The sequence below is a fragment of the Leptospiraceae bacterium genome, from assembly GCA_016708435.1.
Lineage (GTDB): Bacteria > Spirochaetota > Leptospiria > Leptospirales > Leptospiraceae > UBA2033.
The window spans coordinates 202,501-214,721 of record JADJFV010000008.1; the positions used below are offsets into that span (position 1 = coordinate 202,501).

At 35.5% G+C, this 12,221-nt stretch carries 13 protein-coding genes (1 of these 13 running past the window's edge); 3 read left to right on the forward strand and 10 right to left on the reverse strand.

The features are described 5' to 3' along the window. From IPH52_14155 to IPH52_14190, 8 genes are all read right to left on the reverse strand, one after another. Nucleotides 1–1,262, reverse strand: the 5' portion of a protein-coding gene (locus IPH52_14155) for a tetratricopeptide repeat protein (GenBank protein ID MBK7056162.1). Its footprint begins 1,141 nt before the window's first position; 1,262 of the gene's 2,403 nt are visible here — the first part of the coding sequence; the start codon lies at nt 1,260–1,262; the stop codon falls past the left edge of the window. A 34-nt stretch (nt 1,263–1,296) separates the two neighbouring features. Continuing rightward, on the reverse strand, nt 1,297–1,848 hold the full coding sequence (locus tag IPH52_14160; protein MBK7056163.1) for a hypothetical protein: 552 nt from the start codon (nt 1,846–1,848) through the stop codon (nt 1,297–1,299). Next, nucleotides 1,849–2,826: an MBL fold metallo-hydrolase gene (locus IPH52_14165; GenBank protein ID MBK7056164.1), complete on the reverse strand. Its 978-nt coding sequence runs from the start codon at nt 2,824–2,826 to the stop codon at nt 1,849–1,851. A gap of 190 nt (nt 2,827–3,016) precedes the next feature. Further along, a complete protein-coding gene (locus tag IPH52_14170) occupies nt 3,017–3,499 on the reverse strand; it encodes a hypothetical protein (protein MBK7056165.1) in 483 nt (160 codons plus the stop codon). Further along, entirely contained in the window at nt 3,496–3,693 is a 198-nt protein-coding gene (locus tag IPH52_14175; GenBank protein ID MBK7056166.1) for a hypothetical protein, read from the reverse strand. Before IPH52_14175 ends, IPH52_14170 begins: the two co-directional genes overlap by 4 nt. Continuing rightward, complete coding sequence (locus IPH52_14180) at nt 3,611–4,075, reverse strand: hypothetical protein (GenBank protein MBK7056167.1); 465 nt, start codon at nt 4,073–4,075, stop codon at nt 3,611–3,613. The genes IPH52_14175 and IPH52_14180 overlap by 83 nt, the downstream gene beginning before the upstream one ends. A gap of 620 nt (nt 4,076–4,695) precedes the next feature. Beyond that, on the reverse strand, nt 4,696–5,553 hold the full coding sequence (locus tag IPH52_14185; GenBank protein MBK7056168.1) for a class I SAM-dependent methyltransferase: 858 nt from the start codon (nt 5,551–5,553) through the stop codon (nt 4,696–4,698). A gap of 66 nt (nt 5,554–5,619) precedes the next feature. Further along, nucleotides 5,620–6,870, reverse strand: coding sequence for an adenylate/guanylate cyclase domain-containing protein (locus IPH52_14190; GenBank protein MBK7056169.1), 1,251 nt, complete (start codon nt 6,868–6,870; stop codon nt 5,620–5,622). 490 nt (nt 6,871–7,360) lie between these two features. Between IPH52_14190 and lepB the strand changes: the two genes are divergently transcribed. From lepB to IPH52_14205, 3 genes are read left to right on the forward strand one after another with little or no spacing between them, the layout of a single operon-like run. Further along, a complete protein-coding gene (gene lepB / locus IPH52_14195) occupies nt 7,361–7,918 on the forward strand; it encodes a signal peptidase I (protein ID MBK7056170.1) in 558 nt (185 codons plus the stop codon). A 14-nt stretch (nt 7,919–7,932) separates the two neighbouring features. Next, nucleotides 7,933–9,747 carry a penicillin-binding protein gene (locus tag IPH52_14200; protein ID MBK7056171.1) on the forward strand — a complete coding sequence of 605 codons (1,815 nt, stop codon included), beginning with the start codon at nt 7,933–7,935 and terminating at the stop codon, nt 9,745–9,747. An 8-nt stretch (nt 9,748–9,755) separates the two neighbouring features. Then, nucleotides 9,756–11,054, forward strand: a complete 1,299-nt coding sequence (locus IPH52_14205; GenBank protein MBK7056172.1) for a hypothetical protein — start codon at nt 9,756–9,758, stop codon at nt 11,052–11,054. A 6-nt stretch (nt 11,055–11,060) separates the two neighbouring features. Here the strand turns inward: IPH52_14205 and IPH52_14210 are convergent, their stop codons facing one another. Then, complete coding sequence (locus IPH52_14210) at nt 11,061–11,282, reverse strand: hypothetical protein (GenBank protein ID MBK7056173.1); 222 nt, start codon at nt 11,280–11,282, stop codon at nt 11,061–11,063. A gap of 94 nt (nt 11,283–11,376) precedes the next feature. Then, entirely contained in the window at nt 11,377–12,213 is an 837-nt protein-coding gene (locus tag IPH52_14215; protein MBK7056174.1) for a hypothetical protein, read from the reverse strand. Nucleotides 12,214–12,221: the final 8 nt, after the last annotated feature.

Below are 12,221 nucleotides of genomic sequence, written 5' to 3' on the forward strand. Positions count from 1 at the left end.
TCATAATAGGCTTGTTTAACTAATAATTTACCATACTTATTTAAGCTATTCTCAATTTCCTGATTGTTATCACAAGCCTTCAAGTGATAAAATATTTGTTCTTCAAGGGTGACATCTAATTTATCGCTTCTTTTGGAAATGAAATATTGTGCGGCTCTTTGGTGTAAGTTCTCTTTGTTTTCCAATTTATCATAACAAAATTCTTTAATTAACGGATGAGTATCATAAAGATTATTCTCAATGCTAATTAAATTTTTCTGTTTCAATAAATGCACTGCTTTAAATAAATCTATACCTAGAACACTTTTAATAGTATCTGCATCTACTTTTTCATTAAAAATGGAAAATTGGAAAATGAAATCTCTCTCTTCTTGTTTTGTGGACGGTTGATTCAGAACATCTTCAAACAATCGTTTGCTCAGTTCTTCCAGTTCTGGTAAAAACGATTTATACTCTGCTATTTTCCCTATAATATTATCGAAGCCATACGAATCACATAAATTTAAGGACAATTCTATCGCAAAAGGATGATTATCCACATAATTACATAGTGTTTGTAAATTACTCTCTGTAATTTTTAAACTAGAAAACTTTGTTTCAATGATTTGCTTCGCAAATTCAACAGCTTCTTTAAGCCCTGATAAATGTACAGATTTAAACAAAACATTTTTGAATTTAGGCTCTGTGCGGCTAAGGATAATAATCTTTGCATCTGGGATTTTTCCATTAGCAAACTCGATAAATTCTCTAAATTTAGGATCAGCTTTTTCAATATCCTGAAAGTTATCTAAAAATACAACGCGTTTGTGTTCATTAATTTTATCTTTAAAAGCTGCATATTTTTTCTGGTCTGTGTCATTGCTTTGCAAGATCACTTCAAAGCCTGCTTCTTTGACAAATAATTCAAAAGATGAATTTTCATTTCCATCTAGCCATGTGATTTGATTTTTCTTATCAGCTATATCCAGTTCGTAAATAAATTGATTAATGAATTCTGTTTTACCAATTCCACCGAATCCCGAAATGGATATAATATCAAATTTACTGTAAGCTTCTCTAAGATCTATTAATTCAGTTTTTCTACCTGTAAATATGGGGGAAGGATTACTAAAATTATTTAATTTGTTTTCGAATTTTATTTTGAAGGGATCTTCTTTGCTATTCTCTTTTTCAATTTTATTTAATTTTTCTTCTATGGCTTGTTTTATAATTTCAGATTTACAACAAATTAATTCATTATAAGAGCCAGCTTCGTTATGCAATTTATTTACAATGCCAACAAAGTTTAATGTTACATCATCGACTAGAAAAATCCCACTCCCCAGATATTCCGCTAGCTAAATAACTTACTTTTTCACCACTACTATCTTCGAATTTATCTTTTGCTTTAATTACAAATTTATTTGAGGTTAAGTCTTTATCTTCAACAGTAATATCATATTTTCTAGAATAATCTTTTAATGCGTTTACGGGAAAACCTCGAAAGGTATAATTTTTACTTTCAACAAACAATTTATCTAGAAACTCAATTTTTGGTAAATGATGATTAACCGCTTTAATCTGAATAACGGCAAAGTCATTTTTATCATGTTCAGTGAATATACCGTTGTGACTTATTTCTATAAAATCATCATCAGCCATTTTTTTATATTCAATTTTAAACGTTCTACTTTGAATATCTAGTCTGTTTTCTTTTTTATTATTTACTGTTCCATTAATGCAATGTTCGGCAGTAATTACATAGGTCTGATCTTTGTAATTTATTATACTTCCGCTACCAACACAAGATTTGTTGTTCTTATCGGTTGCTGTTATTCTTACGGAAATGTCTTTTAAAAGTTCACTCATTTAGTTGGTAATTATTTCTGTATTAAAAACAAAATTGTAAGTTTTATCTTCATTATCTGTTATAAACTTACCTATTTTATTTTCAATCTCTTCTTTTGTATAATTAAAATTTACCTGAATATCTTTCGGATTAGATATATTAGGTTGAGCTACTATACGGGCAATCGTTTCGCGGTCGGGATGCTTTGTTGAGCCTTTACCGTTTCCATTGGTCGTAATTACGAATTTCTTGCATTGGATTAGCTCCAGCAATTCATTACTTGTATTGTTTTTGCTTCCATGGTGGGAAACTTTTACTAAATCTAATTGCAATGGATTTTCTGTGGAATATCCAAAACCTTTTAACGAAGTAATAATTGTTTCAGGGCAAGTGTCTCCCAAAAACAATCCTTTAAAATCAGGACATTCCAAAATAAAAGCAATAGAAGAATTATTAAAATAATCCTCTTCCAATGATTTATCTGGGTTAAAATCTCGTTTTACCAATTCATCAAATGAGATGTCGAAGTCTTTTGCTTTTGTAACTACAGAACCAGCTACTTGATAGGATTGGATTTCTTCATCAGATAAGTATTTCCAATTTGCAAGTAATAGCTCTAATCCTTTTTCATCAGGGGAAAGAATTTTACATATGATGCCATTTGCTAGTTTAATTTCCTCTGCGGTAAATACAACTTTGTCGCCCCATTTCTTTCTATCTTTTTCTTTGGTTAGCAAATACTTCTCAAACTTTATACCTTGATTAGATCCAACTTGTGTGCCTTCTTTAATTCGGAGTAAATTTCCTCCATTGAAGAAATATTTTTTGACTTCAATTTTATCAAAATAGGAACTATCTATAAATTTTAAGATGCCACCAATATGATCGTTATCTATATGCGTTAGTATCAATAAATCAATCGAAAGTTTCTCATCTTCAAAATATTCAAGTTCCTTTCTTAGACTTGTTTTAAAAGTGCCAGGCGTTCCCCATCTAATAAAATATTAAAACAATTTCCATCTAAGTCATCTGTGCGGATAATAATACAATCTCCTTCAAATGCTTTTAATACTTTAATTTCAGTTTTTCTCATTAGATGTTTAGATATGAATTTGGTTGAAAGAGCAAATGAATATTTTTTCTTTTACAATGTATTTTGAATAGAAAATAGTTACTGCTGGATTCCATTTACAACCAACTCTTCCCATCCATATCGACCCAACCGGTCTTAGAAAGCTCTTTAGCTTTATTGCGAAGCCAAGGCTCGGCAGTGCCTTGTGCGGTTAGGTAATCGCTATCGTTAAAAGAAATAAGAAAATCGAGATTTTTGTTTGTGATGTAAAAAATATATCCATCAAACTCAGATAAAAATTTTGTTAAGGATTGATTTTCTTGGAATATGTATATTGAAGTGTCATCGCCTCTATCAAAGAAAAGGTAACATTCGTCTAACAGTAAAAACTCATCTAGCCATTTCCATGCATTCTTATCTCGTATGCAAAATTCAGATCCTTCTAATACTTCCCAAAGTGCTCGAAAATCTTTTCCGCCAGTATATTTTTCTAGGACGGACTTACGAAACATAACTGACTCAAGCTCAGTCATCTCTTCTAGTTTATAACCAGTTGTTTTAAGAGTTTCTTCAATACTTTCTTTTACAAAGTTTCTCATTCTACATTCCTAAAATAAGGAACACAATCTAAAAAGATATGTCCTTTATTTTTCTCTTCATTTTTACCAGGAGATTTAAAGCCAATGTGAAAAACATCCGGACCTCTATATTTATGGACATCTATACTTATGCGGACCTTCCATTCGACAACCTGATTTCCCTTTACGGTCCCCGCAAAATCCGTTGGCCGCAGTGTTTATATCAGTCCCCAGTGCGGTTTGGGTTTCAAACTGCTCTTTTGGAATTCCTGTCCTACGGAAAGCTTCTTCCAGTGCCTCTTCGAAAGTCTTACCTGAATTTCGCCAATCTAAATCAGAATCTTGAACATCGTATCCTGTTACACTCCCAATATCCTTGATAAAATTCTTTTTGCAAGCACATAATCTAATCTGTTTTACCTTCCAAAGTAGGTCACAGTAAGCTTCCTTTTCATATTTTTCTAACGGCTCTCGCTTTTCTATCTTGGCTTGTAATGCTTCCAATTGGTCTTCGTCGGATTTCGTAACATAGTTTAGTGAAGCAACTATAAAAGTAAGCATACAACCGATTAGTAAACTAATAGGCAATAGTTCCATACCTTCCTAGAGACGCACGGCCGTGCGTCTCTACGAAAGCAGGTTCGTTAGTAGGTGGCTTTTCTTGTAAAGTAGGCATTCGGTCAGAGTCGTAAAATTATTTTCTTGAATCAATAATTTTTTAGCGGATAAGGGTAAATAATGTATGAACGGGTCTACCTTTGTTGAGTAGGTAAAGTTTTACCTACAAATTATAAAATCCTGTGAATCTTGTTAATCCTGTCTAAAAACTCTTCTAGACATGATTAACAAGATGGACGAGATTAGGATTTATAATTCATATTATTACAACACTTAATTTTACCTACTAATTGCAGGTAGACCCTGTATGAACTGTGATTTTTATGTTTAGAAGAAGAGAATACATTTTAGACCGGAAATCATCCCGATCATAAAAAATCACATAAATCATAGTTCAGACAGTGGCTTATTGCGATAATGGTTCTGTAATGCAAACCTATCGAATTGCAAAACAAATAGAGGACTTGGGCTTTTAGTTAATTATTCACACCTCTATCCTATGAACTAATACACAAACTCACATGAGTCCGGCGTCAGTCACACGTGAGACTGACGACCATCACACGTGAGTCTAACGTCCAGCTCACGTGAGTCTGAAGTCAAATCCCCGCAACCAAAAACGCTTCTGCATTTCCAGCTCTTAAACCATCCGAGCGACTAGCAAAGTAGCGCTGATAAATATCTTCTCCTGACACATACTCTGATTTCGTGAAGCCTGCTTCTTTTGCGAGGGACAAAATCTCAGGTGGAGAAAATAAACTTAGAAAAGGCGTTCCTGCATCTTGTGTTTTTTTCATCACGAACTCCATGACTCCTCTTTCTTCGGGACTGAGTAGATCGAGTGCGAGCATGAATGTCATTGCGAAGGTCGAGCCGGAAACTAATTTCGCTAATTGTTCTAAGGTTGACCTGTTCGCTTCTTTCGTCAGATACATCGATACTCCCGTTGAAACTACAACGGCTGGTTTTGTTAAATCAAAGCTAGATGTGAGCAACTGTTCCCACCACGATTGCCCTGATTCAAAATCTACAGGCACAAAGTGAAGTGAATCTGGAATAGAATAGCCAATTTCAGTAAGTCGCTTTTTCTTCCAAGCTTGCGGTCCCGGCTGGTCTACTTCAAAGATATGAAGCTTTCCTGCTAGATCAGCACGACGTTGTGCAAAAGTATCAAGTCCTGCGCCAAGTATCACGTATTGAGTTACACCTTTCTTAGCCTCTTCTTCTACAATGTCTTCGATAAAACGAGCACGCCCTACAATAGAAGCGCGCATTCCTTTAGAAAAATCTGGATTCATATCTTGCCGACTCTTCCAATTTTCTTCAGCGACTAATTTTTCTCCAACTTCATCTGTAAGTATATGAGGCTTTGGATCAATCTGAACATGGAGCGCTCTCCATAATGCAACTCTGACTGCTGTATGCTCTGGAGCTATGATATGTTTATCTAATGACATTTTATCCTCTTGGTTTTTTAATCGAATGAATATTTTCTTAAGCTAAGTGTATACAAAGAGTGATTTCTACAACGAGTAAAGTTTGACTAAGTTCTGTTTGCCTTTGACTTTGGATTCTCCAATGACCTGAATTTGCGGATACTCGCTTGTAATCTCTTGAAACACAGTTTCGGAGAAGAGTAGACTTGTATTGTGTTCTTTATTCAGAGATTCAATTCTCGAAGCTGTGTTGACTGTGTCACCGATGATTGTGTATTCTTTTCGTTTACTAGAACCGATATGACCTGTTAAAACATTTCCAGTGTGTAGACCAATTCCTATTTTAGTAGGTGGAATTTTTCCTGAAAGAATTTTATCTTCTAGAGATTTTAGAATAGCAAGAGAAGCCTTCACTGCATTTAAGCTATCATTTCCCGAAGAAAAAGGAGCGCCGAACACAGCCATGAATCCATCTCCTAGAAATTTATTTATAATTCCCTGGTGCCAGTTGATGCTCTCTATCATAAATTCAAAAAGAGTATCTAGATATTTCACAATCTCATCATTTTCTTTGTTTTCCGAAAATTGTGTAAAGTCTCGTATGTCTAAAAACATAACGCATACTTTTCGCGTTTCACTAATCTTATCTTTCTTTTCCTGGATTATCTTATCCATGACCGATTCTGAAATATGCTGTCCGAAAATATTTTTAATTCTATTTTGTTCTTCCACTGCCTCAATAGAATGATTCAACCATTTCCTGAGTTGTCTTGCTACAAGTCCTGCAAGAGTTCCTTGCACAAGAAGATACACAGCTAGAATCACATGCTCCGCATATCCCGAATTTAAAAATGGAATGCTGATACAAAAATAACTCACAGCACTCACCGATCCGGAAAGAAAAGAGAATGCAAAACGAAATCTGAGAATGGAAAGGATTAGAAAGAAAATATAGACAGGATATATTTTGCTAGATAGAATATATGAATACGGAATGTTAGAGTGAGAATAATAGAAAGTTACCGCAATGAGAGTCGGAATTGCAATTTCCATTAAGCTGTTTAGTATCACAAATCCAACTGGAATATTTTGGCGAAGACGAATCAATTTGCTTAGATAAAAATACATTCCAGTAAATATGCTCGTTAAAAAGAGCATACTCACGATTATCCCTATATGTAAATGAATAGGAATAGATTCATCCATTCCATAACGTTTAGGGAGTAGGATTACTGGAATTTCTAAAATGGAAGAGACTAGATTCATCGCAATTAAAATCAAGAGCCGGAACCTCTCTGATTTAATAATTTCTAGATTTAGTTCAAACTTATTTTCCATTGGTCTTACTTTGCCATTCCAGAATTTGGAAGTATTGGAATTTTGGCAAGACTGATTCGACCATGCATATCTATCTGTATAGAGAGATAATTAGAAGATTACCACCGATGAACACCGGTAAAAATTACGATTGCAATAGAATTTTACTATTAAATCAATTCTCTTTCACTCGATGCAAATGGATAGAAATCACTCAAAAATTTATCCCTCAGTGTCTCAGTGTCTCTGTGGCAAAATGCACTCAGTAGTAACGGATAATGCCTATATATCCATGTCTTTATACCAACTACCAGTTCTCGTTGCAGTCCATGTTGCAGTTTAAATATACTCTTAAAAACTTGCAGATAAAGATAAACTGCAATTTGAACTGCAACATGGACTGCAACGATGTATACAGTTACCCAGAATTAAACTACAATGCAGTGGCTTGGAGTCTTATCTTGGTTGACTGAATCGGCTATCCCTTCAAGTATGTGATTGATCTTGCCCAATGAAATCTTTTTTGAAAAAACTTTCCTTTTATCTGCTTTTGGTTCTCCTTATATTTCTAGCAAGAACGTTCGTGATTCAACTCTACATTGTAAATGGGAATTCCATGCTTCCAACCCTCAAGACAGGAGCGCTTCTACTTACTTCTAAGTATCAATTCAGCCAGAGAATGCCATTTACTCATCAAGAATTCATTTATGGAAATCCCAAAATCTCTCGACTGGATATGGTTTTATTTGAAGGGGAAGAGGGCGATATTTTAATCAAGCGAGCCATTGGACTACCGGGAGATTTTTATAATTTTATGGATGGTCGCATCTTAATTGATTCCGTTCCACTCGATGAGCAATACAAACTCCAAGAAAGCAAAACTTTACTCCTACCCCAAAGCTTAGCTCCCGATAGTATTTTTTTTCCCATGCAGAAGGAAGGTAGAATTCCTCCCGATTATTTTTTACTTCTTGGGGATAACAGAGAGCATTCCTATGATTCAAGGAATATTGGGCTAGTTCCTGTTTCAAGGCTTCGAGGAAAGGTCTTGTTCATCTTAAAAAAATAACCGATACTATACCAATGAAAGAATTCAAAGACAGGCTTTTATTTTTACTCTCTGGAATTTTATTTTTCTTTGGAATTCTAATCATACGTGTCATCTATCTCACTTTCCTAAATGGAAATATGATCGAAGCAAAGTCAGAGCAAAGAGTTCAGCGCGGAATCATTTACGATAGACGTGGAATGGAACTCGCATTATCCCAGGACTCTTCTACGATTGGAATCAATCCCGCTAAGATCTATGACGCAGCGTTTACTGCTAATAAGCTGTCTAAATTTCTAAACATGCCTCCCAAGAAAATCGAAGCAATGATTTTAGAGAAGGCAAATTACTTTCTATTAAAACGAGAAATCGAAAACACCACTGCTAGTAAAATTATGGAAATGGCTCTTCCTGGTGTCCGTGTAGAAAAAGAGTATAAGCGTGTTTATCCGAACGGAACACTCGCTTCCAATCTAATCGGGTTTACGGGACTAGACGACAACCAGTCGTTATCCGGTATCGAACTTCTCTATCACAAAGAATTACTCAGCTATGTAGATGGAGAGAGTATGCGGGGAAATGATATTTACCTCACCATTGACAGTCTCATTCAATATAGATTAGAATCCGCATTAGGAAAAGCATTTAACGAAACTAAATCCAAGAAAGGTGTTGGAGTATTCATGGATGTGAATACAGGAAAAATTTTAGCAATGGCTAGCTTTCCTAATTTTGATCCAAATCATTATTCTGATTTTCCTGTTGAGGCTACTACCAATTGGGCGATACGCTATGAATACGAGCCTGGCTCTACCATGAAAATATTCATGGCAACGATTATGCTCAATGAAAACCTGATTGATTTGAATGAAAAATTCTTTTGCCCTGGCTTTGTTGAATTTGGTAGTAGACGAGTCAATTGTGGTGACAGACATGAGATGGTTGACTTAGATGAAATTTTACAATACTCTTGCAACGTTGGAATCATCAAAGCAATCAAGAAAGTTCCCGATGAAAAAATCTACAAGTATCTAAAGAAATTAAAATTCGGCATGAAGACTGGAGTCGCAAGTGATGAGTTAAAAGGAAGACTTCCTGCTTTAAAAGATTGGACCCAAAGCACTTCTTATTATATGGCAATTGGTCAGGGCTTTTCTGTAACGCCTATTCAACTAGTATCCGCAGCAGCGGCTATTGTCAACGGTGGAAAAGTATTCACGCCAACTGTAGTCTCTCATATCACAGATTCCTATGGTGATGTGGTAAAACAATTTCAATATGAGCCCGAATACCTTGGAATCAGTGCAAGCACCACACAACATCTAATGCGAGCCATGACAAAAGTAGTAAAGCATGGAACGGGGATGAAGGCAAACACAGAAGCCGGTGGAATTATTGGAAAGACAGGAACGAGTCAGGTATCTACTAAGGGCAAGGGTTACGAAGAAGGACTAGTAGCCGCTTCTTTTCTTGGTTTCTTTCCGGCAAATAATCCCCGCATTGTAGGACTCATTTTACTTTCAGAGCCAGAAGGAATTGTTCATTCAGGTGGAGGAATTGCCGCTCCTGTGTTTAAAGAAGTGGTAGAGAATATTATTCCTATCATTGAATTGAGTGACTCCGCAAATTCCTATAAGCTAGAAGAGGCTAATCCTCCTAAGCCGAAAGTCGATATTACCCACATTCCCGATTTCAAAGGTAAGACCTTAAAAGAATCCCTCGTGATTTTAAAATACTACGATATCAAATATAAAACTTATGGAAGTGGTTTTAACAAAAGACAATCACCTGCAGCAGGGGAGCCTGTCCGAAATGGTGATGTATGGCATCTATACTTTGAAAGTGAATAATCGTGATTATGCGAATAGGATTAACGCTAGCTTTTCTTTTGTTTGTCAACTGTGGCACAACACTATTAACCCGACAAGATTATCGCTTCACTAGAACAGCCTTAGAAAAGAAAGAAATTGACACGGCTATCAAGCTATTTCCAAGCGAGGAGAATAATGGCTTTATCACTTCTATGGAAAAAGCCTATTTGAAATTAATCCAGGGCAAGCCGGAAATTGATCAACTCATTCGTTATGCTGAGAAGATTGAAAAGCGAGTTCGATTCAGTGCCTCAAGAGAAATAAAGACATTTTTCTATTTAGAAACACCGGAAGGCTATTATGCATCCGAGCATGAAATCATTTGGCTTCATATTCTACTCAGTTGGGGATATTCTCTAAGAGGCGAATATGAAAAAGCCTATGTAGAAGCAAAAATTAGCTCTGACTTATTAAGCAATAACTGGAGCAATGAAGGACGATTTGATGATCCATTGCTTCGTGTGATTTTAGGTGGATTATGGACATTATGCGGTCACTGGGAAGAAGCACAGGTTGACTTTAGAGTAGCCCATCAATTAGATTCAAAGCTAACTTGGGCACTTCGTCTATCTGAGTTACCTGAAGCACCAAAAGACTTTGTGTTGGTTTTAGGTGGAACAGGACCTGAGCCCGAATGGAATCCTGAATTGGAATTAAATCCACTGAGAGGTTTTCGCGGCTTAGACTTTAAAACCAACTCCGCCAAAAGCCGATTAACCGTTCGAGATGCAACTGGTAAAATTGTGGAAATGCAAATCACTCCCGATGCATCGAATTGGTATAAGCGTCATCAAATTAGAGACAATGAAATTCAAGACTTAATCAAAGATTCTATCTATGGACAAACGATTGCATTGACAGCAGTGAAAGAAGGCGGCAGATCTATATTAGGCGTTACCGCTGGTGTGTTAGTTGCTACAGGTGGAATTGTGCTTGGTGGAGGAATTATTTATGTTTCTGTCAAATATGGATCAGGAAATTCGGCGGGTGATGGAGTAGTGCTAGGCTTTCTCGTTATGGGGGCAGGTATCGCAAAAGGTTACGAAATTGCAAACGATTCTATCGAGACAAGTATTCGAAATACAAAGAAGGAATTAGATATTTCAAATGAATACCGCTTTGTTCGCTTTCTTCCTGAATATGCTTGGGTAGGTTACAGTCAACAGAAGCTAAAGATGCCTCTGAAAATTACAAATCAAAGTGGAATCGGCTCTGAAATAGAACAAAGCAAAAATGCAACGATAGTGTCTATTGACTATTTGCCGGATGTAGAAGAGAAAAAGTAAGTAGGATTACATCTTACCAAGCACTAGCTTCAAAAAAACATCATACGCAGGGCGGAAAATTTTACCTTCATAATATGTATCTTTCCCTTTCTTGACTTTGTACATGTCTTTTACTTTTGCAATGGTTACATATCCTTCTTTCTTGACTACACCTGTATCAAGACTTTGTTGAATATCTTTTATGATCGTTGGGGTTCTGTTGGATAAAACTTTTTTTGGTTTCTTCATTTTCAATTTTGTATGTTTTTAGAATATACTCATAGTGCAAGACATTTTTTGGTATTTTAAAAATGTCCAATTTGCACAAGATAACCGTTATTAGTCATATTTCTCCCAAGACCTCGGCTTTCTTAATTTCATAGTCTTCTTTGTTGATTAGCCCCTTCTTATATAAATTCTGTATTTCTTTTAGCCGCTTTTCTCGAATTTTAGTGGTTTCCTTTTCTGCTTCTTGCGGCTTGCCTTTACTAGCCGCTATTGCTTTTTCTAAATTCACTTGTATCCAATGGTGGTTGTTTTGAGTCTCTGGTTTTGTATTATTTGCCTTTGACGGTAAATTGTTTTTATCCTCACAAGTAGGATCTTTCTTAAATTGAAAAGCTGATTCTAGTTTGCCTGCAAACGTAAGCGGTTTTTCTTTTTTGCACTCCACTGCAAAGAAACTAGGATTTGCCCAATCTGTAAAAGTAAATTGGTTTCCGAAATTAATATTATTGTTTACCTCTTCAAAAATAATTTGAATTGTATTCTCGTTTCGATTCATATAAAATGTTGATCTAAAAATTCTAGAATAAGGAGAGAGCTTATCCTCTTCTTTTACTATCAGAAAGAAAGTCTTATCTTTATTAGCCGGACTTAGAATTTGTTTTAGAACGGGAAGCATTTCTTCTATCGTTTCTGGGCTCCAGAGATTTTCTTTATCATTGACTCTTAAAAAAAATCTCTCTTTGCGGATTGTATAAAGAATACTTTCCAGCAATTTCTCATCCACTTGGATTACAACTCCTGAAGTAGGCAGAGAAATTTCTTTTGGACTTTTATCCAATTTATAAACCGCAACATTCTGACTCGAATAATAGAGTTGGCTTTGCAATCCTCTTTCAAGAGAAATACAATTGATGCTAAAAAGTAAAATTGGAAATAGTAAATTGATTTTCATAAAACGAT